General features: G+C 64.3%; 26 protein-coding genes. 10 read left to right on the top strand and 16 right to left on the bottom strand.

Annotation, left to right across the window (positions count from 1 at the left end; all coding sequences use genetic code 11):
* Window positions 1-140: 140 nt before the first annotated feature.
* The 6 genes from FZF13_RS08810 to FZF13_RS08785 all read left to right on the top strand — a co-directional run bounded on the left by FZF13_RS08810 (window position 141) and on the right by FZF13_RS08785 (window position 6116).
* Window positions 141-1445, top strand: coding sequence for an imelysin family protein (locus FZF13_RS08810; RefSeq protein ID WP_162835304.1), 1305 nt, complete (start codon window positions 141-143; stop codon window positions 1443-1445).
* Between the two features lie 88 nt (window positions 1446-1533).
* A complete protein-coding gene (locus tag FZF13_RS08805) occupies window positions 1534-1845 on the top strand; it encodes a (2Fe-2S)-binding protein (protein ID WP_081766875.1) in 312 nt (103 codons plus the stop codon).
* A complete protein-coding gene (bfr, locus tag FZF13_RS08800) occupies window positions 1811-2296 on the top strand; it encodes a bacterioferritin (RefSeq protein ID WP_024924303.1) in 486 nt (161 codons plus the stop codon). Before FZF13_RS08805 ends, bfr begins: the two co-directional genes overlap by 35 nt.
* Window positions 2297-2307: 11 nt before the next feature.
* Window positions 2308-3927 (top strand): di-heme oxidoreductase family protein, encoded by a 1620-nt coding sequence (locus tag FZF13_RS08795; protein ID WP_024924302.1) that lies wholly within the window; start codon window positions 2308-2310, stop codon window positions 3925-3927.
* Complete coding sequence (locus FZF13_RS08790) at window positions 3927-5006, top strand: imelysin family protein (RefSeq protein ID WP_024924301.1); 1080 nt, start codon at window positions 3927-3929, stop codon at window positions 5004-5006. The genes FZF13_RS08795 and FZF13_RS08790 overlap by 1 nt, the downstream gene beginning before the upstream one ends.
* A gap of 9 nt (window positions 5007-5015) precedes the next feature.
* Window positions 5016-6116, top strand: coding sequence for a DUF1513 domain-containing protein (locus FZF13_RS08785; RefSeq protein ID WP_024924300.1), 1101 nt, complete (start codon window positions 5016-5018; stop codon window positions 6114-6116).
* Between the two features lie 111 nt (window positions 6117-6227).
* Here the strand turns inward: FZF13_RS08785 and iolB are convergent, their stop codons facing one another.
* From iolB to FZF13_RS08755, 6 genes are all read right to left on the bottom strand, one after another.
* Window positions 6228-7040, bottom strand: a complete 813-nt coding sequence (iolB, locus tag FZF13_RS08780; protein WP_024924299.1) for a 5-deoxy-glucuronate isomerase — start codon at window positions 7038-7040, stop codon at window positions 6228-6230.
* 14 nt (window positions 7041-7054) lie between these two features.
* Window positions 7055-7270 carry a hypothetical protein gene (locus FZF13_RS08775; protein WP_024924298.1) on the bottom strand — a complete coding sequence of 72 codons (216 nt, stop codon included), beginning with the start codon at window positions 7268-7270 and terminating at the stop codon, window positions 7055-7057.
* Between the two features lie 121 nt (window positions 7271-7391).
* The gene (gene iolE / locus FZF13_RS08770; protein WP_024924297.1) at window positions 7392-8309 is read right to left on the bottom strand and encodes a myo-inosose-2 dehydratase; all 918 of its coding nucleotides are present in this window, start codon (window positions 8307-8309) and stop codon (window positions 7392-7394) included.
* A gap of 37 nt (window positions 8310-8346) precedes the next feature.
* Window positions 8347-10197 (bottom strand): 3D-(3,5/4)-trihydroxycyclohexane-1,2-dione acylhydrolase (decyclizing), encoded by a 1851-nt coding sequence (gene iolD / locus FZF13_RS08765; RefSeq protein WP_024924296.1) that lies wholly within the window; start codon window positions 10195-10197, stop codon window positions 8347-8349.
* A gap of 21 nt (window positions 10198-10218) precedes the next feature.
* On the bottom strand, window positions 10219-12150 hold the full coding sequence (locus FZF13_RS08760; protein ID WP_024924295.1) for a bifunctional 5-dehydro-2-deoxygluconokinase/5-dehydro-2-deoxyphosphogluconate aldolase: 1932 nt from the start codon (window positions 12148-12150) through the stop codon (window positions 10219-10221).
* Between the two features lie 127 nt (window positions 12151-12277).
* Window positions 12278-13093 (bottom strand): MurR/RpiR family transcriptional regulator, encoded by an 816-nt coding sequence (locus FZF13_RS08755; protein ID WP_036253373.1) that lies wholly within the window; start codon window positions 13091-13093, stop codon window positions 12278-12280.
* A gap of 144 nt (window positions 13094-13237) precedes the next feature.
* Between FZF13_RS08755 and FZF13_RS08750 the strand changes: the two genes are divergently transcribed.
* Window positions 13238-14347: a Gfo/Idh/MocA family protein gene (locus tag FZF13_RS08750; RefSeq protein WP_024924294.1), complete on the top strand. Its 1110-nt coding sequence runs from the start codon at window positions 13238-13240 to the stop codon at window positions 14345-14347.
* A gap of 60 nt (window positions 14348-14407) precedes the next feature.
* Here FZF13_RS08750 and FZF13_RS08745 read toward each other — a convergent pair whose 3' ends face one another.
* The 10 genes from FZF13_RS08745 to hslV all read right to left on the bottom strand — a co-directional run bounded on the left by FZF13_RS08745 (window position 14408) and on the right by hslV (window position 24246).
* Complete coding sequence (locus tag FZF13_RS08745) at window positions 14408-15499, bottom strand: 3-deoxy-7-phosphoheptulonate synthase (protein WP_024924293.1); 1092 nt, start codon at window positions 15497-15499, stop codon at window positions 14408-14410.
* 319 nt (window positions 15500-15818) lie between these two features.
* Complete coding sequence (locus FZF13_RS08740) at window positions 15819-16649, bottom strand: TIM barrel protein (protein WP_024924292.1); 831 nt, start codon at window positions 16647-16649, stop codon at window positions 15819-15821.
* A gap of 10 nt (window positions 16650-16659) precedes the next feature.
* Window positions 16660-17658 (bottom strand): inositol 2-dehydrogenase, encoded by a 999-nt coding sequence (iolG, locus tag FZF13_RS08735; protein WP_024924291.1) that lies wholly within the window; start codon window positions 17656-17658, stop codon window positions 16660-16662.
* A 168-nt stretch (window positions 17659-17826) separates the two neighbouring features.
* Window positions 17827-18738, bottom strand: a complete 912-nt coding sequence (locus FZF13_RS08730) for an arginase family protein (RefSeq protein ID WP_024924290.1) — start codon at window positions 18736-18738, stop codon at window positions 17827-17829.
* Window positions 18739-18870: 132 nt separating this feature from the next.
* A complete protein-coding gene (locus FZF13_RS08725) occupies window positions 18871-19833 on the bottom strand; it encodes a DUF1402 family protein (protein ID WP_024924289.1) in 963 nt (320 codons plus the stop codon).
* A gap of 227 nt (window positions 19834-20060) precedes the next feature.
* Entirely contained in the window at window positions 20061-21368 is a 1308-nt protein-coding gene (gene hslU / locus FZF13_RS08720; RefSeq protein WP_024924288.1) for an ATP-dependent protease ATPase subunit HslU, read from the bottom strand.
* 13 nt (window positions 21369-21381) lie between these two features.
* Window positions 21382-22536: a hypothetical protein gene (locus FZF13_RS08715; RefSeq protein WP_024924287.1), complete on the bottom strand. Its 1155-nt coding sequence runs from the start codon at window positions 22534-22536 to the stop codon at window positions 21382-21384.
* 16 nt (window positions 22537-22552) lie between these two features.
* Window positions 22553-23152 carry a DUF2585 domain-containing protein gene (locus tag FZF13_RS08710; protein ID WP_024924286.1) on the bottom strand — a complete coding sequence of 200 codons (600 nt, stop codon included), beginning with the start codon at window positions 23150-23152 and terminating at the stop codon, window positions 22553-22555.
* Entirely contained in the window at window positions 23149-23679 is a 531-nt protein-coding gene (locus FZF13_RS08705; RefSeq protein WP_024924285.1) for a GNAT family N-acetyltransferase, read from the bottom strand. Before FZF13_RS08705 ends, FZF13_RS08710 begins: the two co-directional genes overlap by 4 nt.
* A gap of 15 nt (window positions 23680-23694) precedes the next feature.
* The gene (gene hslV, locus FZF13_RS08700) at window positions 23695-24246 is read right to left on the bottom strand and encodes an ATP-dependent protease subunit HslV (RefSeq protein ID WP_024924284.1); all 552 of its coding nucleotides are present in this window, start codon (window positions 24244-24246) and stop codon (window positions 23695-23697) included.
* Between the two features lie 203 nt (window positions 24247-24449).
* Between hslV and hisB the strand changes: the two genes are divergently transcribed.
* From hisB to hisH, 3 genes are read left to right on the top strand one after another with little or no spacing between them, the layout of a single operon-like run.
* Window positions 24450-25049, top strand: a complete 600-nt coding sequence (gene hisB / locus FZF13_RS08695) for an imidazoleglycerol-phosphate dehydratase HisB (protein WP_024924283.1) — start codon at window positions 24450-24452, stop codon at window positions 25047-25049.
* Between the two features lie 2 nt (window positions 25050-25051).
* Window positions 25052-25540 carry a DUF2628 domain-containing protein gene (locus FZF13_RS08690; protein WP_024924282.1) on the top strand — a complete coding sequence of 163 codons (489 nt, stop codon included), beginning with the start codon at window positions 25052-25054 and terminating at the stop codon, window positions 25538-25540.
* A gap of 1 nt (window position 25541) precedes the next feature.
* On the top strand, window positions 25542-26192 hold the full coding sequence (hisH, locus tag FZF13_RS08685) for an imidazole glycerol phosphate synthase subunit HisH (RefSeq protein ID WP_024924281.1): 651 nt from the start codon (window positions 25542-25544) through the stop codon (window positions 26190-26192).
* The last annotated feature ends 6 nt before the right edge of the window (window positions 26193-26198 follow it).

The following is a 26198-nucleotide window of genomic DNA, read 5'->3' as shown; positions in this document are numbered from 1 at the left end:
GCGATCTTTCGGTCGGTTTCCTGCGACAGGCGTCGCAGCGTCCGCGCGACCTTCTCACACAGTTTGCATCGTCTGTCGGCTGGGCTTTCCTGCTCGCGCCGGGCGGTTATTCGTTGATAGTCCCGAGGGAGACGATTGAAATGAAGAATACGAAGCTGACGGTGCGCTATGGCGGCAAGCTGGCCGCGGTCGCCGCCACGCTGGCGCTGACCACGGCTATTTTTGCGTTGCCAGCCAAGGCCGAGACCGACCCGAAGGCGGTGCTCAAGACCTATTCCGACATCGCGCTGGCCAAATACGAGGACTCGCTGACCACGGCCAAGACGCTCGATACCGCCGTCGAAGCGCTGATCGCGAAGCCCTCGCAGGAAACGCTGAATGCCGCGCGCGACGCCTGGAAGGCCGCTCGCGTGCCCTATCAGCAGACCGAGGTCTACCGCTTCGGCAACCCGATCGTCGATGCCTGGGAAGGCCGCGTCAATTCCTGGCCGCTGGACGAAGGCCTGATCGACTATGTCGCAGCAAGCTACGGCACGCAGTCGGACACCAACGCGCTCTACACGGCCAATGTCATCGCCAACAAGTCGATCGAGATCAACGGCAAGAAGGTCGATGCTTCCAAGCTGTCGCCCGAGTTCCTGTCCAGCACGCTGCAGGAAGCCGGCGGCATCGAGGCCAACGTCGCCACCGGCTATCATGCCGTCGAATTCCTGCTCTGGGGTCAGGACTTGAATGGCACCGGCCCCGGTGCCGGCAACCGCCCGTTCACTGATTACGACATCAAGAACTGCACCGGTGGAAACTGCGACCGCCGCGCCGAATATCTGAAGTCGGCTTCCGGCCTTATCGTCTCGGATCTGGAAGAGATGGTCGGCAACTGGAAGGAAGGCGGCGCGGCGCGCAAGACCCTCGTCGAAGGCGATCCCAAGGCCGGCGTTTCGGCGATCCTGACCGGAATGGGTTCGCTGTCCTACGGTGAAATGGCCGGGCAGCGCATGAAGCTCGGCCTGTTGCTGCACGATCCGGAAGAAGAACACGACTGCTTCTCGGACAACACCCACAACTCGCATCTCTATGACGCGATCGGTATCCGCGACGCCTATCGGGCGCAGTACAAGCGCCTCGACGGTTCGACCGTCTCCGGCCCGTCGGTCTCCGACATGGTCAAGGCAGCCGACCCGGCGCTCGACAAGGAACTCGCCGGCAAGCTCGACACCAGTGTCGCCAAGATGGAAGCCATCAAGGCGCGCGCCGAGGCAGGCGAGGCCTACGACCAGCAGATCGGCGAAGGCAACACCGAAGGCAACGCCACCGTGCAAGCGGCGATCGACGCGCTGGTCGACCAGACCAAGTCGATCGAACGCGTGGTGGCGACGTTGAAGCTCGATGCCATCGCCTTCGAAGGCTCCGCCAGCCTCGATTCGCCCGACAAGGTGTTCAAGTAGGAAGACGGCGCCCGCCGTCGCGGACGCCAAACAAAACCCAGAAAGCCACGCGGCGCCGGAGGGCGCAGCCAGCCATCCAGAACCGGACATGTTGATCTGTCACTGCAACATAATCACCGAGAAGGAGATCGAGCAGGCCATCATCGAGCTGCTGGATCAGGACCCGTGGCAACTCATTGTCCCGGCCAAGGTCTATCATTCCATGCGCATGCGCGGTCGCTGTTGCGGCTGCTTCCCAAATGTGGTGGAAACGATCATTCGGGTAACCGAAAACTACCACGCTCGTTCGGAGGCGGGCGGCGTGGACATCGTTTCACATCTGGATCGCGTCAGAGATCTGCGCGTCCAATACGGGAGCAGAACCCATGAAAGGCGAAAAACAGGTCATCGAGCGGCTTAACGAGGCTCTTTTCCTCGAGCTCGGCGCCGTCAACCAGTACTGGGTCCATTATCGCCTGCTGGAGGACTGGGGCTACACCAAGCTCGCCAAGAAGGAGCGGGCGGAATCGATCGAGGAAATGCAACATGCCGACCGCCTGGTTGCGCGCATCATCTTCCTGGAGGGACATCCAAACCTTCAGTCGGTGGCGCCGCTGCGCATCGGCCAGAACGTCAAGGAAGTGCTGGAATCGGACCTTGCCGGTGAGTATGACGCCCGCGCTTCCTACAAGCAGTCGCGCGAGATCTGCTCCGAGGCCGGCGACTATGTCAGCATGAAGCTGTTCGAGGAACTGCTGGCCGACGAGGAAGGTCATATCGACTTCCTCGAAACCCAGCTCGACCTGCTCGCCTCGATCGGTGAAGAGAAATACGGCCTGCTCAACGCAGACGCGGCCAACGAAGCGGAATAGGACATGCGCATATGCGGCGCACCATAGATTTGTTGCGCCGCGTGCGTTTCCTGCTCGCCTCCTCCGCCGCTGTCGCGGCGGGGCATGGCTGTCGCCTCGGCGGCAGGATCGCCGCGCCGGCGGTTCTCGGCGCGGTTGTTTTTCTTACCCTGCCGGCCGCTGCCGGCTCGCCGGAAACGCCGGACCTTCCCACCAGCCGCGCCGACCTGACGGCTGCCGACCGCGCGCGCGTCGAGGCCATCACCAAACCCACCACCGACTTTTCCAAGCCGGAAGCGTTCGAGCTGATGCAGGGCGGCGCCGGCACCACGAAGAAACGCGTCACCGCCGATTCCTTCTCGCAATCTTCGGCCAACCTCACCTTCGAGGAAGAGGGCACCTTCAAGATCGGCAATGGCTTCTTCACCAAGGTCTGGGTGTCGTCGCCGTCTTCAACCCAGGCATCCGATGGGCTCGGGCCGCTGTTCAACGAACGCGCCTGCCAGAACTGCCATCTCAAAGACGGTCGTGGTCATCCGCCGATGGGCGACGAGGGCACGACGTCGATGTTCCTGCGCCTGGCGCGCGAGGCCGGCACCGACGAGGAAAAGGCGCTGCGCGCCGACCGCAAGGTGCTGAACTTCCCCGACCCGGTCTATGGCAAGCAATTGCAGGAACTCGCCGTCCCGGGTCTCGTCGGCGAAGGCCGCATGCGTGTCACCTATACCGAACAGCCGGTCACGCTCGGCGACGGCACGGTGGTGTCGCTGCGCAAGCCGAGCTACGCGGTAGACAGTCTCGGCTACGGTCCCATGGACCCGCACACGACGTTGTCGCCGCGCATGACGCCGGCGATGATAGGCCTTGGCCTGGTCGAGCAGATCCATCCCGCCGACATCCTCGCCAATGCCGATCCCGACGACCGCAACGGCGACGGCATAGCCGGCCGCCCGAACATCGTGCGCGACGAGTTGAGCGGCAAGCTGGCGCTCGGCCGTTTCGGCTGGAAGGCGCAGACGCCGTCGATCCGCCAGCAATCGGCGGACGCGTTTGCCGGCGACATCGGCATTTCGACGCCGGAAGTGCCGCAGCATTGGGGCGATTGCACTCCGGCGCAAAAGGCCTGCCTGGCCATGCCGAACGGCGTGCAGGAGCGGCTGGGCCCGGTCGAGGCACCGGATCCCATTATGGACCTCGTCACCTTCTATTCGCAGAACCTCGCGGTTCCGGCGCGCCGCGACGTCGCCGCGCCCGAGGTGTTGGCCGGCAAGAAGGCCTTCTACGACATGGGTTGCGCCTCCTGCCACACGCCGAAATTCGTCACCCGGCGCGACGCGCCGAACAAGGCGCAGTCTTTCCAGCTCATCTGGCCTTACTCTGATTTCCTGCTGCACGACATGGGCGAGGGCCTGGCCGATGGCCAGGCCGTAGGCGATGCCAGCGGTAGCGATTGGCGCACGCCGCCATTGTGGGGCATCGGGCTCGCCCAGCGCGTCAACGGCTACACCTTCTTCCTGCATGACGGCCGCGCCCGCAATCTGGCCGAGGCCATCCTGTGGCATGGCGGCGAAGGCAAGAAGGCGCGCGACCGCTTTGCCGTGGCGGGTGTCGACGAGCGCACCGCGCTAATCAAATTCCTGGAGTCGCTATGATGCTGAAGCGCCTTGCCGTTGCCCTTGTCCTGCCGCTGGCGCTGGTCGGCGTAAAACCGGCCGCCGCGGCGGTGCAGGCCGCCGACGTCATCAACCGCGCCGTCGATGGTTTCGTGCGCCCGGCCTACGCCTCGCTGGCAGAACACACCGCCGCCGCCACCAAGGCGATGAAGGCGCTGTGCGCGGCGCCTTCGCAGCAAGGGCTCGATGCGGCCCGCGCCGAATTCGCCGGTGTCGTCGGCGCCTGGTCGACGGTGGAAATCATCCGCTTCGGTCCGATCGCCGAGAACAACCGGCTGGAACGCATGTTGTATTGGCCCGACCGCAAGGGACTTGGCCTGAAGCAGGTGCAGGCGGCGATCGCATCCAAGGATGCCACGCTTGCCGACCCGGTGGCGATCGCCGGCAAGAGCGTCGCTATGCAGGGGTTGGGTGCATTGGAGTTCGTGCTCCATGGCACCGACGCCGAGAAGCTGGCCGGCAAGGACGGCGCCTCTCGTTGCGCCTTCGGCGCGGCCGTCGCCGGCAACATCGAGACGATCGCGGCCGATGTCAGCGCCGCCTGGGCAAAGCCCGACGGCTTCGCCGCGCAATGGGCTAACACCGGGCCGAACAACCCGCTCTACCGTGATGGCGGCGAGGCGGTGACCGAATTGCTGGGTGTCTTCATCAACGGGCTGGAATTGCTGCGCGACCAGCGCCTCAAGGGATTTTACGGCGACACGCCAGATGCCGACAAGCCGAAGCAGGCGATCTTCTGGCGCTCCGAGCTGACCGGGGCCTCGCTGGCCGCCAATCTCGACGGCATGGATCGGCTGTTCGAGGCCTCGAAGCTCGGCGATGCGCTGCCGCAGGACACGCGCTGGATCGCCGAGTCGATCCATATCCAGTTGCGCAACGCCGTTGGCGAGGCGAAAGAGGTCAAGGGGCCGATCGCCGAGGTGCTGGCCGATCCCAAACGACGCGCGCTTCTGGAACGCTTCGCGTTGATCACCAGCAGCCTGACCAACCTTTTCGGCACCCGGCTGACCGCCGAGTTCGGCCTGACCGCCGGTTTTTCCTCGCTGGACGGGGACTGAGCGGCCGCCATGCGCACGCCGCTCATCGACCGCCGCGACTTCCTGAGGGCTGCCGGCGCCGGCTTCGCTGCAGTCATGGCCCCGAAGGCCTGGGCAGCGACGCTGGAGACCGATGCCGTCTTCGCCACGGCTTTCGTCAAGCGCGACGGTTCCTTCGGCGCGGCGGTGCTTTCGGAAGCCGGCAAGGTTCTGCATTCAGTGGCGCTGCCAGAGCGCGGCCATGACGTCACCTTCGATCCGGTCTCCGGCCGCTCCGTGGTGTTTGCCCGCCAGCCGGGCACCTTCGCCATGGTGTTCGACCACAAGGGCCGCAACGAGCCGCTGACGATTGCCAGTGTGACCGGCCGGCATTTCTTCGGCCATGGCGTCTTTTCGGCCGATGGCGCGTTGCTTTATGCCACCGAGAACGACTTCGACAATGCCGCCGGCGTTGTCGGCGTCTACGACGCCAAAGGCGGGTTCAAGCGCGTCGGCGAATTCCCGACCTATGGCGTCGGTCCGCACGAGTTGCTGCTGCTCGGCGACGGGCGCACCATCGCGGTCGCCAATGGCGGCATCGAAACGCATCCCGATTTCGGCCGCTCGGAGCTCAACATCGCCACGATGAAGCCGTCCTTCGTGCTGGTCGACCGTGTCACCGGTGACTTGATCGAGAAGCACGAATTGCCGCCGGCCCTGCACCAGCTTTCCATCCGCCACATGGACATCGATGCCGGGGGCACGATCTGGTTCGGCTGCCAGCACCGCGGCCCGGCGACGGAACAACCGCTGCTGGTTGGCCGCGCCGAGCGCGGCAAGGAACTGGCGCTGCTCGACATGCCGAAGGAGGTGTTGACCGGCTTCCGCAACTATATCGGCTCGGTGGCCGCCAATCCCGTCACCGGCACGGTGGCGGTGTCGTCACCGCAGGGCAATTCCTACGTTGTCATCGAGGCGGCGAGCGGCAAGGTGACCAAGACCAGCAACCTGACCGAGGTCTGCGGCCTGGCACCCGACCATGCCGGCTTCCTCGCCACCACCGGCGCCGGCGCCATCGTCAAGCCGGACGGCGAAACCGTCAGCGAGCCGGACTATGTCTGGGACAATCACATGCTCAGGATTGTTGGTTAGGCAGTCGGGAATAGGCAGTCGGCAGTCGTGGAACGACGACGCTATGGCGGGTATTCCGATCATCAGTTGCTGTCGCTGAATACGAGAGAACAGTTTCGACTGCCGACTGCCTCACTTCCCCACCAGCCACTCATGCTCGACAGCATTGTGGAACTTCCAGGTCCGTTTCGGCCCGGCCATCACGTTGAGATAATAGAGATCGTAGCCATGGCAGGCGGCGCAGGGGTGATAGCCCTTGGGCACCAGCACCACGTCGCCGTCCTCCACGGCCATCGCCTCGTCGAGCGCCCGCACGCCTTTGTCGTCGGCGTCCGTGTAGACGCGCTGGAAAGCAAAACCCTGGGGCGGGTTGAGCCGGTGGTAATAGGTCTCTTCCAGATAGGATTCCGCCGGCAGATTGTCCTGGTCGTGTTTGTGCGGCGGGTAGCTCGACGTGTGTCCGCCGGGTGTGATCACCTCGACCACCAGCAGCGAATCCGCCGGCTGGCCTTCCGGCAGGATGTTGGTGACGTAGCGGGTGTTGGTGCCCTTGCCGCGCACCTCCTGGCCGAGCTCGTCGGGGTTGATCACCCGCGCCGGCAAGCCGCCGCCGAGACCCGGCGCCGTGCACACTGCGAGCTCCAGTTCGGTTTCCGCCGTCACCGACCAGTTCGAGCCCTGCGGCACGTAGACCGACCACGGCTTGCCCTCGAAGGGCGACATGCGCTGGCCGAGCAGGCCGAGATCGTCGCCGCCCGCCGTCGCCTTGCCCTTGCCGGTTACGAGCACAAGGCAGGCCTCGCGGTCGCCGGTGGCGCCCGACGCGCTCTGTCCCGGTGCCAGCCGGTGCAGGTCGAAGCCGACATAGGTCCAGCCGGCCGTCTCAGGCGTGACGTGGGCAACGCGGCCGTGGCCTTTCTTGGCCTTCACCAGAAGCTTGGACATGGTCGTCTCCTCACTCAGTCCTTGTCGTCGCCGGGTGGCGGTGCGGGCTCGTCCACCGGCTTGTAGTTAATCAGGAAGGTCCAAACGCCATAGGCGGTCATGCCGGCGGCGAGCGTGGCCCAGAACGGCGTGCCGGCGGCGAACTCGATGGCCGCCCAGATGGCACAGACGGCGATCACGACAAGGCGTCGCCAGAGCGGCCGGAAGAAGGGATGCTGGTTGTCTTTGATCATCGCGGCTCCCGCTTGACCCGCACTTTACGCGCCGGGCTTCCTTCCAGTCTCTATAGCAGGCGAACCGGGCCGGGCCAGCGTCACGACCGTGGCCATGCGGCTGGGCGCGTCGCCAGCTTCAGGCTACCGGAAAACCTTGCGTCTCGACCGTATAGCCGGCTGCCGTCATCACCCGCATCAATTCCTTGTGGCCGACCTGCGCCATCTTCAGCGGCGGGTTCTTCTTCGGGTCCTGTTCAGCCTCGACGACGAACCAACCCTCATATCCATGGTCGGCGAACTTCTGCACGATCGCGCCGAAATCCAGCGACCCGTCGCCAGGCACGGTGAAGGCACCGAGCGCCACCGCATCGAGGAAGGACTGCTTCGTCCAGTCGAGCCCCTTGATGACATCCATGCGCACATCCTTCACATGCACATGGCTGATGCGCTTGTGGTGCCTGTCGATGGCGCGCAGCACATCGCCGCCGGCGAAAGCCAGATGGCCGGCGTCGAGCAGCAGCGGAATGCCTTCGCCCGAATGGTTCATGAAGGCATCGAGCTCATGCTCGAACTGCACCACCGCCGCCATGTGATGATGGTAGGCGAGCGGCATGCCCTGGCCGGCGCACCATTCGCCGAATTCGGTCAGCTTGCGGGCATAGGCCTTCATCTCGTCGCCGGAAAGCACGGCCTTGGTTGCAAGCGGCTTGGAGCGGTCGCCCTGGATCGAGCGGCCGACCTCGCCATAGACGATGCAGGGCGCGTCGACCGCCTTGAACAGGTCGATCATCGGCTGGATGCGGCGCTTGTTGGCGGCAAGGTCTTCGTTGACCAGCGTGCCGGAGAACCAGCCGCCGCACAGCGTCACGTCGGCCGCCTTCAGGATCGGCAGCATTTCCTGCGGCGTGGTCGGGAAGCGACGGCCCTGCTCCATGCCGGTGAAACCGGCTGAACGCGACTGGCGCAGGCATTCCTCCAGCGAAACGTCGTCGCTCAGTTCGGCAAGGTCGTCGTTCCACCATGCGATGGGGGACATGCCCAGTTTGGCTTTCACGTCGTCGGTCTCCAGGTCTCGAATTCGTATTGCGGCCTCAGTCGCCGACACGCTGCAGCTTGAGCTTTTCCTCATAGCTTTTGCGGGCGGCGTTGACTTCCTTGCGCGTGCTGACTTCCGGCACCGCGACATCCCACCAGTGGCCGCCGGCCTCGGTGGAAATGAGCGGGTCGGTGTCGATCACGATGACCGTGGTGCGGCTGTTTTTCTTCGCCTTCTCAAGCGCGTTCTCCAGATCGGCAATCGAGGAGACCTTCTCGGCGATTGCGCCGAGGCTGGTGGCATGGGCGGCGAAGTCGATGTCCGGCAGCGTCTCGTGGCGCGAGTCTTTCAGCAGATTGTTGAAGTTGGCGCCGCCGGTCGCCATCTGCAGCCGGTTGATGCAGCCATAGCCGCGGTTGTCGAGCAAAACGATGGTGAGCTTGAGCCCGAGCATCACCGAGGTGGCAATCTCGGAATTGAGCATCAGATACGAGCCGTCGCCCAGCATGACGACGACTTCCTGTTCGGGCCGCGCCATCTTGGCGCCGAGTGCACCGGCGATCTCGTAGCCCATGGTCGAGAAGCCGTATTCGGCATGATAGGAGCCCGGCGCGCCGGCCTGCCACAATTTGTGCAGTTCGCCCGGCAGGCCTCCGGCCGCATGCAGCACGGTGACGCTGGAGCCCATGGCGCGCTGCACAGCGCCAATCACCTGCGCGTCCGAAGGGTAGGCTGCATTGGTGGGTGCGGTCGCCCTGGCGGCCTCGGCCTGCCAGGCCTTCTTGCCGGCTGCGGCATTGGCCGTCCAGTCGGCCGGCGCTTTCCAGCCTTGCAGTCCGGCCGCCAGTTCGGCCAGCCCTTCGGCGGCATCGGCCACCAGCGGCAGTGCATGGTGCTTGCCAGCGTCGAAAGGCTGGACGTTGAGGCCGATGATGGTCTTGGACGAATTCTGGAACAGCGCCCAGGAGCCGGTGGTGAAATCCTGCAGCCGGGTGCCGACCGCCAACACCACGTCGGCCTCCTCGGCCAGCCGGTTGGCGGCCGAAGTACCGGTGACGCCGACGGCCGCCATGTTGAGCGGATGGGTGTCGGCGAGCGACGACTTGCCGCCCTGCGTTTCGCAGGCCGGGATGCCCGCCGCTTCGACAAGCATGGCCAGTTCGCCGGAGGCGCCTGAATAGAGCACGCCGCCGCCGGCGACCACCAGCGGCTTCCGGGCAGCTTTCAGCGCCTTGACCGCCGCCGCCAGTTCGGCGCGGTCCGGTCGCGGCCTGCGCAGATGCCAGACGCGCTCGGCGAAGAAGTTTTCGGGATAGTCATAGGCTTCGGCCTGCACGTCCTGGCACAGCGCCAGCGTCACCGGTCCGCACTCGGCCGGATCGGTCAGCACCTGCATGGCGCGGGCCAGCGCCGGAATGATCTGCTCGGGCCGGGTGATGCGGTCGAAATAGCGCGAGACCGGGCGGAAGCAGTCATTGACCGAAACCGTGCCGTCGGAAAAGTCCTCGGCCTGCTGCAGCACCGGGTCGGGCACGCGGTTGGCGAAGACGTCGCCGGGCAAAAGCAATACGGGCAGCCGGTTGACATGGGCGAGTGCCGCAGCCGTCACCATATTGACGGCACCGGGCCCGATCGAGCTGGTTGCGGCCATAAAGCGACGGCGGAAGTTCGCCTTGGCGTAGGCGATCGCCGCATGCGTCATCGCCTGTTCGTTGTGGGCGCGAAAGGTCGGCAGATCGTCGCGATGCTGGTAGAGCGCCTCGCCGATACCGGCGACATTGCCGTGCCCGAAGATCGCCCACACCCCGCCGAAGATCGGCAGTTTTTCGCCATCGATCACGGTCATCTGGGCGGCGAGGAAGCGGGTCAACGCCTGCGCCATCGTCAGGCGAACGGTCTTGCTCATGTCGTCTCTCCTCCCGGCCTTCTATGCTGCCTTGCGGCCGCGCGCGGCAAGCCACGCCGTGGTCAGTTCCTCGAAACGCCCGGCCATGTCGTCGACAGCCTGCGCGTCGTTCATCTTGCCGGCCAGCCATTGCTCGGCGGCATGCATGAAGATGGTGCGGCCGACGGCGAAACCCTTGACGATCTGGGCATTGGCGGTAGCAGCGAAGGCTGCCTCCAGTTCGGGGAGCGGCGCCTCCAGACCGAGCAGCACGACGCCGCGGCAGAACGGGTCGTTGCCGACGATGGTCTCCTCGATCCGGGCCCAGGCGCCGGCCGAAGCCTGCGGCTCCAGCTTCCACCAGTCAGGCTTGATGCCGAGTGTATAGAGCTCCTGCAGCGCGCGCGGAATGGTGGTGTCGTCGACCTTGCCGTGCTTGCCGGCGATGATCTCGACCAGCAATTCCCTGCCGACCTTCCGCGCGGCCTCGAACAGGGTGCGAAGCTTCTCCTGCTGTTCCTTCTTCAGCGCTTCCGGGTCGTCCGGATGATAGAAGCACAGGCACTTGATGCAGTGGTCGACGGGCCAGTCGACCAGCTGCGAGCCGATGTCCTGGCTGAACTCGAAACGCAGTGGTCGCGAGCCTGGCAGCTCGACCGGGCGGCCGAGCCAGGCGAAGGGGTGGTGGGCGAATTCGAACATCGCCTCGCGGCCGTGTTTTTCGTCGATCAGCATGCCGTAGCCGTCGCGCCCGGCGGCCACCTGTGCCGCGGCCTTCACCGCCAGCACCTTGAAGGCGTTGATGCGCGCAGGATCCGCGCCGGTCTTGGCGGCGATGTCTTCCAGCTGCACGCGGTGGTCGCAGGCGAGTGCCATCAAAAGCGGGATGTCGCGTCGCCGGGTGGTTGCCCAGTGCACATGGTTCAGCGCTTCGTCCTTGCGCAGCGCCAGATGTTTCGAGCCGTTCTTCAGGAAGAATTGCAGCTCGGTAAAGGTCGGATATTCCGGCGCGCACAACAGGCGCGACACTGCGAAGGCGCCGCAGGCGTTGGCCCAGGTCGCGGCGGTGGCGAAGCTTTCGCCGCCCAGCCAGCCGCGCAGGAAACCCGACATGAATGCATCGCCGGCGCCGAGCACGTTGTAGACCTCGATCGGAAAACCGTCGCCGACGACGCCGTCCTCGAGATCGTCGGTGATCTGCCCGTCATAGACGATGCAGCCCTTGGCGCCGCGCTTCAGCACGATGGTGGCCGCCGACAGCTTGCGAATGGTCTTCAGCGCCGTGAGCAGGTCGCTTTCGCCGGAGGCGATCAACACTTCCTCCTCGGTGCCGACAATCAGGTCGCAATCGGGCAGCACGAGCTTCAATTGCGCCGAGACACGATCGGATTTGACATAACGACCGAAACCCTCGGCGTGGCCGGCCAGGCCCCACAGGTTCGGCCGGTAATCGATGTCGAACACCACCTTGCCGCCATGGGCCTTGGCGATGCGGATCGCCTTGCGCTGGGCGGCGTCGCTGTTCGGCCGCGAGAAATGCGTGCCGGTGACGACGATGGCGCGCGCCGAGGCCACGAAAGCTTCATCGACGTCGTCTTCCGCCAGCGCCATGTCGGCGCAGTCGGAACGATAGAAGATCATCGGCGAGACACCCTCGTCCTCGACCGAAAGCAGCACCAGCGCGGTTAGCCGTTCAGCGTCGGTGTGGACGCCCGCGACATCGACCTTCTCGCGCTGCAGCTGTTCGCGGATGAAGCGGCCCATCTGCTCGTCGCCGACACGCGTCAACAGCGCCGACTTCAAGCCGAGCCGCGCCGTACCGACGGCGATGTTGGCGGGGCAGCCACCGACCGACTTGGCGAAGGAGGCGATGTCTTCCAGCCTGGAACCGATCTGCTGGCCGTAGAGGTCCACCGAAGCGCGGCCGATGGTGATGACGTCCAGCGCCTTGCCGGCACCGCGGGGGCTCGCCATGCTTTTCTCCCTCACACGAAAGGCTGTCGGCGCGCAAAGGCGCCATCATTGTCCCTAATATGAAATGTTAATTCCATTCCATAGTCAATATGGAATACGCATTCCCATTCTGATTTTGCAGCCTGCGTCAGCTGCGCCGTTCGGCGACGGCGACCGCCAATGTCATGGCCAGCGCCATGGTGGCCGAGAGCGAGCGGAAGCCCGCGCAGTCAGCTTCCGCCACTTCGAACCAGACCTTGGCGGACTGGGCAAGCGGCGAAAAGGCGCTGTCGGTGATGGCCACCACAGGCACGCCCTGCTCGGCCAGTATGCGTGCATGATCGACCGTCGCCGAGGCGTAGGGCGAGAAGCTGATCGCCACCAGCGCATCCTTCGGCGAGGCGAAGGACATGATCTCGGGGTCGAAGCCGGCGGCGGATTCGACCTGCATGTAGCGGATCTTCAGCTTGCCCAGCGCATAGGCCATATAGGAAGTGATCGGATAGGAGCGGCGGCGGGCCAGAAGATAAATGGTCTCGGCTCCGGCGAGGATATCCACGGCGCGGTCGAGCATGCCGTCATCGAACGAGCGCGATACCGCTTCCAGGGAGCGGGTGGCGGATTCCACGAAGCCGTCGAAGATGGCGCGGTTCTGGGTGGCACCGCCGCCGCGCAGCGCCTTCAGCCGGTCCTCATACGACACCGTCCGTTCTCGCATCCGCTCTCGGAACACCGATTGCAGGCTGGTGAAGCCGTCGAAGCCGAGGAACTGGGCGAAGCGGATCAGCGTCGAGGGCTGCACGCCGGCAGAGGCCGCGATGCTCGCCGCCGTGCCGAAGGCAATCTCGTCGGGGTTGTCGAGCGCGTAGGCGGCGATCTGGGCGATGCGCTTGGGTAGCGCCGAGCGCTTCTCAAGAACGAGGTTGCGAAGCGATTCGTAGTCTTGCGGCAGGCGAGGGTTCATGGTGCCGAGAATCCCCTGTTCCGTCCCTGATCGCAAGAGCATAGCGCTCCCGTTGTGAATTGCCACAAGAAATGGATCATACATTCCATTTTTGAATTAAATGGACTAATAGGTTCACATCATCATCGTCTGGGAGGAAATCGCATGGTTGGCGTCGGTTTGATCGGAACCGGTTTCATGGGCAAGTGTCACGCCATGGCCTGGACATCCGTGCGCACCGTGTTTGGAGATGTCGGGCCGGTGCGGCTGGTCCATCTTGCCGAAACTAGCGCCGAGCTGGCGAAGCAGCGCGCCGACGAATTCAGTTTCGACAAGGGGTCGGGCGATTGGCGTGCGGTGATCGAGGACCCTTCTGTCGACGTCGTCTCCATCACAACGCCGAACCAGTTCCATCCCGAGATGGCAATCGCCGCACTCGAAGCCGGCAAGCATATCTGGTGCGAGAAGCCGATGGCGCCGGCTTTCGCTGAGGCCGAGGCGATGCTGGCGGCGGCCCGCCGCTCCGGCAAGGCAGCAGTGCTTGGCTACAACTACATCCAGAGCCCGGCGATCCGGCACATCGCGACGCTGCTGGGCGAAGGCGTCATCGGCAAGGTCAACCATCTGCGCGTCGAGATGGACGAAGACTTCATGGCCGACCCGGAAGCGCCGTTCAACTGGAAGCATGCGGCGACGTCCGGCTACGGCGCGCTCGACGACTTCGCCGTGCATCCGCTGTCGCTGGTCAAGGCGCTGTTCGGCCGCGTCGCCAGCGTCATGTGCGACATGTCTAGACCTTATGCCGACCGTGCCGTGGCCGATGGTGGCCGCCGCCCCGTCGAGACCCATGACATAGCGAGCGTGCTGATCCATCTCGACAACGGCGTCTCGGGCACGCTCCTGGTCAACCGTTCGGCCTGGGGGCGCAAGGGCCGTATCGCCGTGCAGATCTTTGGCTCGAAAGGTTCGATCCTGTTCGACCAGGAACGATTCAACGAATTCCAACTCTACGTCACCTCCGACCGGCCGACCGAGCAGGGCTACCGCACCATCCTGGCCGCGCCCGTGCACAAGCCCTATGACCGCTTCATTCCGGCGCCCGGCCATGGCCTGGGCTTCAACGATCTCAAGACGATCGAGTGTCGCGAACTGATCCGACGCATCGAGGGCAAGCCGGCCAACCTCATCGAATTCGACGAAGGGCTGGAGATCGAGCGCACCGTGCATGCCATGGCACGCTCGTTCGAGGAAAAGCGCTGGGTGAACGTGCGTTAGGGCCGTTCCCATTTGCGGGGAGTGGCAAAACCCGCTCCCCGCATGTGGTTGTCGCCACGGTTACGCCGCTCCCGGGCGCTTGGCGATCATCGCGCGCCGCGTCGCCCGGCGTTGTTCGACCGCCTCGGCCAGACCCTGCAGCACGGTCTCGGTGGTTGCCCAGTCGATGCAACCGTCGGTGATGCTCTGCCCGTAGACGAGCGGCTTGCCGGGCACCACGTCCTGGCGGCCAGCGACCAGATTGCTCTCGATCATGACGCCGATGATGCGTCCGTCGCCCGTCGCAACCTGGTTGGCCACATCGGCCGCGATCTTCGGCTGGTTTTCCGGCTTCTTGTTGCTGTTGGCATGGCTGACATCGATCATCAGCCGCGGCGCAACGCCGATGCGGCCAAGTTCCAGGCAGGCGGCCTCGACGCTCGCCGCGTCGTGGTTGGGGGTTTGCCCGCCGCGCAGGATGACATGGCAGTCCTCATTGCCGGTGGTCGCCGCGATCGCACTGCGCCCGCCTTTCGTCACCGCCATGAAATGGTGCGGCTGCGCAGCCGACTTCACCGCTTCGGCGGCGATGCGCAGATTGCCGTCGGTGCCGTTCTTGAAGCCGACCGGGCAGGACAGACCGGATGCCAGTTCGCGATGGATCTGGCTCTCGGTGGTGCGCGCGCCGATCGCGCCCCAGGAGACGAGGTCGGCGATGTATTGCGGCGTCGTCATGTCGAGGAACTCGGTCGCCGCCGGCAGGCCGAGATTGTTGACCGCGGCCAGTACGTTGCGCGCCAACCTCAGCCCCTTGTCGATGTTGAAGGAACCGTCGAGGTCGGGATCGTTGATCAGGCCCTTCCAGCCGACCGTGGTGCGCGGTTTTTCGAAATAGACACGCATGACGATCTCGAGCCGGTCCGACAGACTGTCGCGCAGCGCCGCCAGACGGCTGGCATAGTCCACCGCGGCCGCGGGGTCGTGGATCGAACAGGGGCCGACCACGACGACCAGTCGGTCGTCGGCACCGGTGAGGGCGGCATGGATGGCGTTACGCGCCGCCGTGACGGTTCGTGTCGCCGTCAGCGTGCGCGGTATCTCCTGCATCACCTGGTCAGGCGTGCTCAGTTCCTTGAGTTCCTTGACCCGAAGGTCGTCTGTGGTGGTCAACACGGCATTCTGCTCCTGGTTGGGGACCTGCCGGCTGAAACAAAAAAGCCGCCAGGTCTGGCGGCTGTTCGGATGTTGATGCTGCAATCTTCAGATCGAGCGCAATCCTCCCGCCGCCAGCGAGCTGCAGTAGCTAAAGTACCAAAACGAGGCGGACAGGTGGATCATGCCGCGCTTTATAGTGAAAGTAGGGGCGCATGTCACGCCCCATAATCGGCTCCAAAAATCGGCCCCAAAAATCGGCAAGCCGTCGCCGACGGTATTTCCAGGTGCGCGGGCAAGCGGGCGTTAAATCCCATCCAGCTATTCAGACGATCGCTTCTCACACCCGCGTGGCGATGAATGCCATGCTGGCGGCGAGTGCCGGCTCCGGATCGGCCAGTGCGTGCACTTCGGCGGCGAAAGGCTCGTAGGAGAACGCGCCGTCATACCCAGCATCAAGCAGCGCCCTTATCTGGCCGACATTGCCGAGCCGGTCGCGGTCGTCGACCAGGATGCGGTGTCCGTCCTGCATCTGCTCGACTTTGAGCGTTGGATCGACGACGCCGGAGATATGGGCGATGCCGGTATAGGCGGGGAAGAACTCGCTTTCGCCGGCAAGGTGATGGTGGAAGGTATCGTGCACAAGTTTGTAGCGCTCGCTGCCGCCGACCGCCTCGATGGCGGCGATGGCGTCGGCCTTGTGGCGCAGCGACGAGGTGACGAAACCCAGCGGCTCAATGAACGCGATCATATTCGCCCGGTCCAGCATCGGCAGGATTTCGCCGAGCGAGCTGCGCAGCGCGTCGTCGCGCTCGCCTTCGGCATAGCGCGGGGCATCGTTGCGCGGGATGAGGCTGATCGATTCCGCGCCGGCTTCGACAGCCTGATCGATCAGCAACTGCACTTTCGCGCGCATCGCCTCGGACCACGCGTTGAACCCATATGCTTCCGACAGACCGAGAAGGCGCAGGCCCCTGGACCGGGCATAGTCACCCACCGTCGCCGGCGCGTCGCCGTCGAAGAAGGCGGCATCGGTCAGCTTTTTGTCCGCCAGGTCGTTGCGCAGTTCAACGCCGACAGCACCGAGGGAGGCTGCGAGATCGAGAAACCGCCGGCAGTCGATCCGAGGCGCTGCCATATGGTTCAACGCGAATTTCAACTGCGTGGCCATGGCGTCGTCCTCAATCGAGCTTGACCTGGACCGCCTTGCCGGTTTTCGCGGATTTGAGCGCCGCATCGGCCAGCCTCAGCGCGGCGAGGCCGTCGGTGCCGGACGGCGAAGCCTTGGCGCCCTTGGTGACGGTGGCGATGAAGGCGGCGATCTCGTTGGCGTAGGCGTCGATGTAGCGGGTCATGAAGAAGTCGTGCAGCGGCGGCCGCGTATAACCCTTCTCGCTGGCCACTTCGATCGACACGGGCCGCTGGTTCTCGGCGGCCACCATGCCCTTCGAGCCGTGCACTTCGATGCGCTGGTCGTAGCCATAGGTGGCACGGCGCGAATTGGAGATGATCGCCTGCCTGCCGGACGCCGTTTCCAGGATGACGCTGACGGAATCGAAGTCTCCGGCCTCGCCGATCTTCTTGTCGACCAGCACGGAAGCGTGCGCCGACACCGCCACTGGCTCCTCGCCGAGCAGGAAGCGCGCCATGTCGAAGTCGTGGATGGTCATGTCGCGGAAGATGCCGCCCGAGCGCTTGATGTAGTCGACCGGCGGCGCACCGGGGTCGCGCGAGGTGATCACCACCTGCTCGACCTTGCCGATGGCGCCGTCGTCGATCGCCTTGCGCACGGCGGCGAAGTGCGGATCGAAGCGGCGGTTGAAGCCGACCATCAGCACGGCCTTGGTCTTGTCGACCACGGCCAGGCACTTCTCGACGCGCTTGGCGTCGAGGTCGACAGGCTTCTCGCAAAAGATCGCCTTGCCGGCTTTGGCGAAACGCTCGATCAGATCGGCATGGGTATCGGTCGGCGTGCAGATGATGACGGCGTCGATGTCGGCGGCCTTCTCGATCGCCTCGATGGAGCGGACTTCCGCGCCATAGGCGGCGGAGATTTCCTTCGCGGCCTTCTCGAAGGCGTCGGCCACCGCCACCAGCTTTGCCTGCGGGTTCGCGGCCACCGCCCGTGCATGCACCTTGCCGATGCGGCCGGCGCCAAGAAGACCAAAACGCACTGTCATGACAACCTCGTCGGTAGGTGCGCCGGAGGTCGTATGCGGCCGCACCAGTTTCGGAACGAAAGAACCAGAAAAGAGAAGTATGAAATATTTATTCCATATTTCGCGACGCAGTCAAGCGGTGTCGCGCGGACGGATGTCAGTGGGCGCGTCACGCGCCAACATACCCGTTCAAGTCTGCCTGACGATACGGCCGATCGCATTCACGACAAGACGCGCGGCGGTGAGCGCCGTGATGCCGTCGACATCGGCGGGCGTGTAGAACTCGACAAGGTCGAAGCCGGCAAGGCGTCCGCGCTGGCTCACCCCCTCGATCAGCCCGATCGCCTGTTGGTAGGTCAGCCCGCCCGGTGCACGGCCGGCGACGCCCGGTGTCACGCTGGGATCGAGCCCATCGCAGTCGAGGGTCACGACCACGCTGGCACCTGCCGGTATGTGCTTGAGGGCGGCTTCTATGCCTTCGGCATGGATCTCCCTGGCCGTGACGAGGTAGGCGCCCCAGCGCCTGGCGGTCTCGACCTCGCGCGGCCTGGCGCTGCCGACGCCCCGGATGCCCGCCTGCACGATGCCGGCGACATGCGGCATCTCGCTCGCCCGGCGCATCGTGCTGGAATAACCTAGGGGTTCGCCAAAACGCTCGTCGCGCCAGTCGATATGGGCGTCGATCTGCAGGATCCAGATCGGGCCATGATCAGCGAAGCCGGCGAAGAAGGGGATGGGCACTGAATCATCGCCCCCGATCATCAGCGGCGTGGCGCCGCTAGCCAGGATGGCGCGCGTCTTGTCTTCGATCAGCTTGCGGTTGCCAGCATTGTCGGCGACGGATGTTGGCAGGTCGCCCGTATCGACGCAGCAGGGTTCATGGCCCGCGAAGAGGGGGCCGCCGAAGTCGAAGTCAAAGCTGTCGAGGAATTGCACGTCGCCCTGGCTGGCGGCACGGATAGCGGCCGCCGCGCCAGCGAAACCCGAAGGGTCGGCGCCGGGATAGGTGCTGCCATGCGGCGCGCCGAACAGCACCATGCGCGGCTGTGCGCCGTCGGGCAGATGCGCGGGAAAATCAAGAAAACCAGGATGCGGAGGCATGACAGGGAGCTTTGTCGCAGAACCCGTTCGGCCGCACAAGCACCGGTCGCGCCAGTGCCCGATCGAAGTGGGCAAGCCAATCAGCGCGATACGAGCCGCCCCGCACCGATGTCGGCGCGGATGCAGTTGAGCTTAGAACAACGCCTTGAGTTCGGCGAGCTTGTCGTTGACCAGCCAGCCGTAGTAATTTTCTTCCGGCAGCTTTTCCGGCTCGCCGGCGGCGCGGCGGCGCTCGTTCTCGACCTTCAGCGCATGAGCACGGGCTTCCGGATTGCCGACATTGTAGAGCGTGGCGGTCACCCCGGGATTCTGCGAAATGTCGAAGCCGGCGATGTTTTTGTAGGCCTGGATCGAGGTCTTCACGATCGCGGCGACGTAAGGCAGCGTCAGGTCCGGGTCCATGATCGTCTTGTAGATCTGGTTCGGGTCGCTGACGTCGAGTTTGGGCAGGCCCGACACCTTGTTGACCATGTCGCTCATCTCAAGCGCGGTCAGCGGGTTGAGTTGGCCGAGGCCAAAGGTCTGGCCGGCATAATAGGGCTGGAAGAAAGTGGCGCCGAAACGGTCGTCGGGGAAACTGGTGCCGCCCACGGTCTTGCCGCGGAAGGCGCTGTTCCATACCCCTTCCCGGCATTCCCACAGCGCGTTGGAACCGCTTTCGCTGGCGCATTTGGCGAATTCCGGCCGCTTGATGAAGTCCGAAATATCCTCGCCCTGATAGGCAAAGGTCAGCCTGCTGGACAGATACGACATCGCCTTGACGTAGTAGGTCTGCAGCCGGTCGTAGGCGCCGACATTGTAGGTGTGCTCGCCCACCAGCGCGCCGACCATGTGCATCGGGTCGATACCGTAGACAGCGGCGACCTTCTTGATCTTGCCGCGCAGCTCGGTGTCGTTCTGCAGCAGGGCGTAGACCTTGCGGTATTTGGCGTCGAAGGACGTGTTGGTCGCCTTGGTGCGCTTGGCCGAGGAGCCTGGGATCGGCGGCTGCTCGGCATTGCGGTTGCCGGCCGGCACCAATGTGGCGGCCGCACCACTTGCCACCGCTGCTACGGTCACTGCCGAAGCGAGGAAAAGAGAGATCAGTTTTTTCATCAGCCGCTGCCCGAAATCAGTCGCCGCGCCATCCAGTCGTGAACCTCCCGGGCCATGCCGGGCGCGGGGTTCAATCTGCTCTAGGAAAAGCCGGATGACGAGTCGAGCCTTTCGTGACCCCTTGCGGCGAAAGGTACCGCCCTGCTTCCATTTGGCCACACTGGCCGCCACAAAAGGCAGCGGGCACCCGGTTGCCGGGTGCCCGCGATAACGCATGTCGATCGGGATCAGAGGATGAAGCGCGACAGGTCGGTGTTCTTCGACAGATCGCCGACATGCTTCTGCACATAGGCGGCGTCGATGGTCACCTTGGCGCCGTTGCGGTCCGGCGCTTCGTAGGAAATGTCGTCCAGCACGCGCTCCATCACCGTCTGCAACCGCCTTGCGCCGATGTTTTCCACCGTCGCGTTGAGATCTACGGCGATACCGGCCAATGAATCGATGGCGTCGTCGGTGAACTCCAGGTCGACGCCTTCCGTCTTCATCAGCGCGATATACTGCTTGATGAGGCTGGCTTCGGTCTCGGTCAGGATGCGGACGAAATCGGCCTTCTCCAGCGCTCTCAATTCGACGCGGATCGGCAGGCGGCCCTGCAGTTCCGGCAACAGGTCGGACGGCTTCGAGACATGGAATGCGCCTGACGCGATGAACAGGATGTGGTCCGTCTTCACCGGTCCGTATTTGGTCGCCACCGTGGTGCCTTCGACCAGCGGCAGAAGATCCCGCTGCACGCCTTCGCGCGAGGGGCCGCCGGAAATGTCGGAACGGGCTGCAATCTTGTCGATCTCGTCGAGGAAGACGATGCCGTCGTTCTCGGCCGCTTCCAGGGCGCGGCGCACCACCTCGTCCTGGTCGAGCAGCTTGTCGGACTCGTCCTGGATCAGGAGGTTGTAGGATTCCTTGACCGTGGTCTTGCGCGTCTTGGTGCGCTTGCCGCCCATGGCCTTCGACAACATGTCGTTGATGTTGAGCACGCCGACGCCACCCGGCATGCCGGGGATATCGAAGCCGGGCATGCCGCCGGTGCCGGTATCGGCCACCTCGACCTCGATCTCCTTGTCGTCGAGTTCGCCGTCGCGCAGCTTTTTCTTGAAGCTGTCGCGCGTGGCGGGCGACGCGGTCTTGCCGACCAGAGCCTCAAGCACGCGCTCCTCGGCGTTGACATGGGCACGCGCCTTCACGTCCTCGCGCATCTTCTCGCGGATCAGCCCGATGCCGACCTCGACCAGGTCGCGCACGATCTGCTCGACATCGCGGCCGACATAGCCGACCTCGGTGAACTTGGTTGCCTCGACCTTGACGAAGGGGGCGCCTGCGAGCTTGGCCAGACGGCGCGAGATCTCGGTCTTGCCGACACCGGTCGGGCCGATCATCAGGATGTTCTTCGGCATCACCTCTTCGCGCATCTGGCCTTCCAGCTGCTGGCGGCGCCAGCGGTTGCGCAGCGCGATCGCTACGGCGCGCTTGGCGTCTTTCTGGCCGATGATGAAACGATCGAGTTCGGAAACGATTTCGCGGGGGGAGAAATTGCTCATGAATATGACACGTCTACGCTTGTTTGATGGGAGGGAGCTTGTTGAGCACGGATGTGGGGAGGGTAGGGCTTACGATCAAGCGCCTGATATGCTGCCAGCCGGCACCGAAGGTGATGATCAGCGCGCCGACGACCAACAGGATCAGGGCAAAGGGCGGTATGCCCGTGCTGTTTGCCGTGGAATTGACGAGGTAGTAGATGCCGAGCGAGCCGAAATAGGCAAGCGTCGGCACCAGCAGCGAGCGCCTGTCGATGGCGAGCGCGACATAGACGAATGCGATGATGAGGATGGCCAGCATGATCGTGGCATTCGCATCGGGTTCGATGCGGCCCATCACGACATCCTGACCCGTGGCCATGATGAAGAGCGGGTGCACCAGCATCGGCGCCGACACGACATGCAGCCAGAACGCGCAATCGGACCAGATCTTGCGCCGCTCTCGGTCGAACACGTCCAGCGCGACCGCCGTGCCGAACACGATCAGGCCGCAGATCAGCGGCATGTAGAGCGCGGCCCGCATCAGTTGCGGCATGTCCTCCAGCCTTGGCGGGGCCACGGCTCCGGTGGTCACGCCGTCGTAAAGCAGCAGCGCGGTCTGCAGGAAAGCGAGCAGCGTCGCCGCGATCGCGAATACACCGGCCAGAATCGGCACCTTGAAGCGCCAGAAATAGACCGCGACCGCCGCCATGACGCCGCCGAGAAAGAGATAGCCGGCGCTGGAGGCCTGCTGGCGCAGAGCCAATAGCTGCCAGATCGATTCCGGTTTCTGGATCGGATAGCGCGCGAGGATTTCCAGCGCGAGCGCGGTGGTGAACGACACGACGAAAAACAGGCTGAGCACCGTCGACGACAGTTTCATGCGGTGCTGGCGCGTCACCACTTCGGCGAGCAGCCAGGAAAACGCCGCGATGAGCACCGCGACCGACAAGCGCTGGCCTGGAAGCAGGGTGTGGAGCACGAAATAGAAACCGGCCGTCAGCAAGACCGTGCCGACGGTGACGAAAAGATCGTTTCCGCCGCCGATCAGCCGCAGATTTTCTTCGTCGGACTCAGCGTCACCTTCGGTGGTGAACGGGTTGCCGCGCTCCAGCGCATAGAGCCGGTCACGCTGCTGTGCCGTGATCACCCCCTCGGTGACCGCGCTGTCGAGTGTTTCCGCGCTGATCACAACAGGCTTCCAGTCATCATGCTCCACCCTGCCAGGCCTTCACCGCCTCCAGCGGATAGACCAGCATCAGCACGTTGAGCGTCAGGTTGTCGCGGATCATGTAACCGGTGCCCAGCTCGAACAGAATGGCGATAGACACAACCAGCCAGACCGGCAGGAAGCGTGCCATCACAAAACCCACCACCATGGCGAGCGTATCCGACACCGAATTGACGATGGAATCGCCGTAATAGTCGAGCGAAATCGTGCCGGCGCGGTAGCGGTCGATGATGATCGGGCTGTTTTCCAGGATCTCCCAGCCGCCCTCGATCAGCAGCGCGAAGGCGAGCCTCGTCCAGATCGATGAACGCGGGAACAGGAACCTGGCCAGCGCATAGAACAGGAAGCCGTGGATGATGTGCGAGGGCGTGTACCAGTCGGTGATGTGCTGGGAGTTCTCCGAGCTCACCACCACGCCGTGCCAGAGCTTGACATAGCCGCAGGTGCAGATCGCGGGGTGACCCTGGAAATGCAACGTCAGCGCCTGGATGGCGATCAGTGCGGCAGCAATTGCCAGACCCGCCGGCCAGGCCAATCGCTGATGAAGCGGCGGCTCTCCGGCGCGCGATGCCGTCATTCGGCATCCATTTCTTCGGGATTGTCGAGCGCCATCAAAAGCGCTTCGCCGGTGGCGGTCTTGAAACGGCGGATCGTCCGGAAACCGACCTTCTCATAGACCCTGATTGCAACCGCATTGGCCGCGTCCGGGTCGAGAATGACGCGTGGCGCCCCTTCCTCGAACAGCATCTCCACGAATTCGCCGATCAGCCGAGTGCCGTGTCCCTTGCCGACGAGTTCAGGCTCGCCGATGAACTGATCGATGCCCAGCGTGCCCGTCGGCTGGTCCTGAAAGGGGTTCTCACCGTCGTCGAGATACGGGTCGTAGCTCTGGATGAAGCCGATAGGCCGCCCGTCGAGCTCGATGATGAAGGGTTCGACCGCGATGCTGTCGATGGTCTCGGCGATGCCCGTCAGCTCCGTCTCCTTGTCGCCCCACCACGCCGCGACATGCGGTTCGGCGAGCCAGCGGGCAAGGAGCGGCATGTCCTTGTCCGTCAGCGGGCGGAATTCGTAGCTGGGGGCCACATCGGATCGTGAACTCATCTGGGAGTTCACGATCTAGGCTGCGTCCAGCGTTTCGACGACGAAATTATGGTTGGTGTAGACGCAGATGTCGGCGGCGATCTGCATGGCCTTGCGGGCGATCTCCTCGGCGTCCTTGTCGGTGTCGATCAGCGCGCGCGCCGCGGCCAGTGCGTAATTGCCGCCCGAGCCGATCGCCATCACACCCTGTTCCGGCTCCAGCACGTCGCCATTGCCGGTCAGCGCCAGCGAAACGTTCTTGTCGGCCACCAGCATCATCGCCTCCAGCCGGCGCAGATAGCGGTCGGTGCGCCAATCCTTGGCGAGCTCGACGCTGGCGCGCATCAGCTGGTCCGGATATTGCTCCAGCTTGGCTTCCAGTCGCTCCAAAAGCGTGAAAGCGTCGGCGGTGGCGCCAGCAAAGCCAGCGATCACATTGCCGCCCTTGCCGATGCGGCGCACCTTGCGTGCATTGCCCTTCATGATGGTCTGGCCGAGGCTCACCTGGCCGTCGCCGGCAATCACCACTTTGCCGCCCTTGCGCACGGTGATGATGGTGGTGGCGTGCATGGAAAGTTCATTCGACATCGATTGCTCCGATCCCGCGCGATCCCTTTCAAGGCGACTGGCGCGTCACGAGTTGAGTTGCGGCATATGTATGAAGCGGCATCCCGTTTGCAAACCCAGACCGGCACTCGACAGGCATATGTTCCGGCGGTTGGTTTTGGCAACTGGCAATCGCCGGATCATGCTGTTAGAACGCACTCGTTTTCCTGAAAAGAGGAAGAGATATGGCGCCCCGTTCAGCCGAAGTCAGCCGCAAGACCAAGGAAACCGACATCGCCGTGTCGGTCCATGTCGACGGGACCGGCAAGTCGGATATTTCGACGGGCGTCGGTTTTTTCGACCATATGCTCGACCAGCTGTCGCGCCACTCGCTGATCGACATGACGGTCAGGGCCAAGGGCGACCTGCATATCGACGACCACCACACGGTCGAGGACACCGGCATCGCCATCGGCCAGGCGCTGGCCAAGGCGCTCGGCGAGCGCCGGGGCATCATGCGTTATGCCTCGATCGACCTCGCCATGGACGAGACGCTCACCCGCGCCGCCATCGACGTTTCGGGGCGGCCGTTCTTGGTCTGGAACGTCGCCTTTTCGGCGCCGAAGATCGGCACATTCGATACCGAACTGGTGCGCGAGTTCTTCCAGGCGCTGTCGCAGCATGCCGGCATCACGCTGCATGTGACCAATCATTACGGCGCCAACAACCATCATATCGCGGAAACCTGCTTCAAGGCGGTGGCGCGTGCCCTGCGGGCGGCGCTGGAAAGCGATCCGCGCCAGCCTGACACGGTTCCTTCCACCAAGGGTTCGCTGAAGGGGTAGCCATGGCCAGCTATGTCGTTCTGGAGCCGCCTTCCGACGGCCTCGGCGCGAGGCCGGAAGGGGCGCGGCTGATCCGCGACGGGTTCTCCTGGTTCGCGTTCATCGTGCCGCCGCTATGGCTGTTGTGGCATCGGCTGTGGTTCGCCGCTGTCGCTGCCATCATTGTGCTCGGCGTGCTCTCGGCGCTTGGCGAAAGCCGAGGACTTGGCCTTACCGGCGCATTGCTGACATTGCTCGTCTCGCTTTATTTCGGACTGGAAGGCCAGGCGCTTCGGATCGCCGGGCTGCGTCGCGCCGGCTGGACGGAATGGGGCATCGTCGAGGCCGAAGACCTGACCGATGCCGAGACGCGTTATGCTTTCGGGCTCGGACGCGACGAGGGTATCGCAGCCGCCACCGAGCCGTTGCCGACGATCGTGCCGGCTGCCAATCCCGCCCGTACGGTGCAGACCGGCATGGCGCTTGGACTTTCTCATCCCGGACGACACTGACATGCGCGTTGCCATCATCGACTACGGCTCGGGCAATCTGCGCTCGGCCACCAAGGCCTTCGAGCGTGCCGCGCGCGAAGCCGGCATAACGGCTGAAATCGAGCTGACGGCCGATGCCGAACGCGTGCGCGGCGCCGACCGCATCGTGCTGCCCGGCGTCGGCGCCTATGCCGACTGCGCCGCCGGCCTGCATGCCGTCGACGGCATGTGGGAAGCCGTGCAGGAGGTCGCCATCGCCAGAGGCCGGCCCTTCCTCGGCATCTGCGTCGGCATGCAGTTGATGTCGGAGCGCGGGCTGGAAAAGACGGTGACGCCGGGCTTCGGCTGGATCGGCGGCGACGTCAAGGAAATCACGCCGTCGGACCCGTCCTTGAAGATCCCGCAAATCGGCTGGAACACCATCGAGCTGAAGCGCGAGCACCCGCTGTTTGCCGGCATACCAACCGGGCAGGACGGGCTGCATGCCTATTTCGTCCATTCCTACCATCTCGATGCCAGCAAAGCCGGCGAAGTGCTGGCAGTGGCCGACTATGGCGGGCCGGTGACGGCGGCGGTGACACGCGACAACATCGCCGGCACGCAGTTCCATCCCGAAAAGAGCCAGGCACTGGGTCTTGCACTCATCGCCAATTTCCTGCGCTGGAAGCCGTGAGGAGAG

It is taken from the genome of Mesorhizobium terrae (assembly GCF_008727715.1).
Lineage (GTDB): Bacteria > Pseudomonadota > Alphaproteobacteria > Rhizobiales > Rhizobiaceae > Mesorhizobium > Mesorhizobium terrae.
The sequence above is the reverse complement of the archived record's forward strand: the minus strand, read 5'-3'. Positions and strand labels throughout refer to the sequence as shown.

What these genes read in the sequence shown, in the direction of transcription:
- FZF13_RS08810 (WP_162835304.1), top strand. Translation starts at nt 141, where the DNA reads ATGAAGAATACGAAGCTGACGGTGCGCTATGGCGGCAAGCTGGCCGCG.
- FZF13_RS08805 (WP_081766875.1), top strand. Translation starts at nt 1,534, where the DNA reads ATGTTGATCTGTCACTGCAACATAATCACCGAGAAGGAGATCGAGCAG.
- bfr (WP_024924303.1), top strand. Translation starts at nt 1,811, where the DNA reads ATGAAAGGCGAAAAACAGGTCATCGAGCGGCTTAACGAGGCTCTTTTC.
- FZF13_RS08795 (WP_024924302.1), top strand. Translation starts at nt 2,308, where the DNA reads ATGCGGCGCACCATAGATTTGTTGCGCCGCGTGCGTTTCCTGCTCGCC.
- FZF13_RS08790 (WP_024924301.1), top strand. Translation starts at nt 3,927, where the DNA reads ATGCTGAAGCGCCTTGCCGTTGCCCTTGTCCTGCCGCTGGCGCTGGTC.
- FZF13_RS08785 (WP_024924300.1), top strand. Translation starts at nt 5,016, where the DNA reads ATGCGCACGCCGCTCATCGACCGCCGCGACTTCCTGAGGGCTGCCGGC.
- iolB (WP_024924299.1), bottom strand. Translation starts at nt 7,040, where the DNA reads ATGTCCAAGCTTCTGGTGAAGGCCAAGAAAGGCCACGGCCGCGTTGCC.
- iolD (WP_024924296.1), bottom strand. Translation starts at nt 10,197, where the DNA reads ATGAGCAAGACCGTTCGCCTGACGATGGCGCAGGCGTTGACCCGCTTC.
- FZF13_RS08760 (WP_024924295.1), bottom strand. Translation starts at nt 12,150, where the DNA reads ATGGCGAGCCCCCGCGGTGCCGGCAAGGCGCTGGACGTCATCACCATC.
- FZF13_RS08755 (WP_036253373.1), bottom strand. Translation starts at nt 13,093, where the DNA reads ATGAACCCTCGCCTGCCGCAAGACTACGAATCGCTTCGCAACCTCGTT.
- FZF13_RS08750 (WP_024924294.1), top strand. Translation starts at nt 13,238, where the DNA reads ATGGTTGGCGTCGGTTTGATCGGAACCGGTTTCATGGGCAAGTGTCAC.
- FZF13_RS08740 (WP_024924292.1), bottom strand. Translation starts at nt 16,649, where the DNA reads ATGGCCACGCAGTTGAAATTCGCGTTGAACCATATGGCAGCGCCTCGG.
- iolG (WP_024924291.1), bottom strand. Translation starts at nt 17,658, where the DNA reads ATGACAGTGCGTTTTGGTCTTCTTGGCGCCGGCCGCATCGGCAAGGTG.
- FZF13_RS08730 (WP_024924290.1), bottom strand. Translation starts at nt 18,738, where the DNA reads ATGCCTCCGCATCCTGGTTTTCTTGATTTTCCCGCGCATCTGCCCGAC.
- FZF13_RS08725 (WP_024924289.1), bottom strand. Translation starts at nt 19,833, where the DNA reads ATGAAAAAACTGATCTCTCTTTTCCTCGCTTCGGCAGTGACCGTAGCA.
- hslU (WP_024924288.1), bottom strand. Translation starts at nt 21,368, where the DNA reads ATGAGCAATTTCTCCCCCCGCGAAATCGTTTCCGAACTCGATCGTTTC.
- FZF13_RS08710 (WP_024924286.1), bottom strand. Translation starts at nt 23,152, where the DNA reads ATGACGGCATCGCGCGCCGGAGAGCCGCCGCTTCATCAGCGATTGGCC.
- FZF13_RS08705 (WP_024924285.1), bottom strand. Translation starts at nt 23,679, where the DNA reads ATGAGTTCACGATCCGATGTGGCCCCCAGCTACGAATTCCGCCCGCTG.
- hslV (WP_024924284.1), bottom strand. Translation starts at nt 24,246, where the DNA reads ATGTCGAATGAACTTTCCATGCACGCCACCACCATCATCACCGTGCGC.
- hisB (WP_024924283.1), top strand. Translation starts at nt 24,450, where the DNA reads ATGGCGCCCCGTTCAGCCGAAGTCAGCCGCAAGACCAAGGAAACCGAC.
- FZF13_RS08690 (WP_024924282.1), top strand. Translation starts at nt 25,052, where the DNA reads ATGGCCAGCTATGTCGTTCTGGAGCCGCCTTCCGACGGCCTCGGCGCG.
- hisH (WP_024924281.1), top strand. Translation starts at nt 25,542, where the DNA reads ATGCGCGTTGCCATCATCGACTACGGCTCGGGCAATCTGCGCTCGGCC.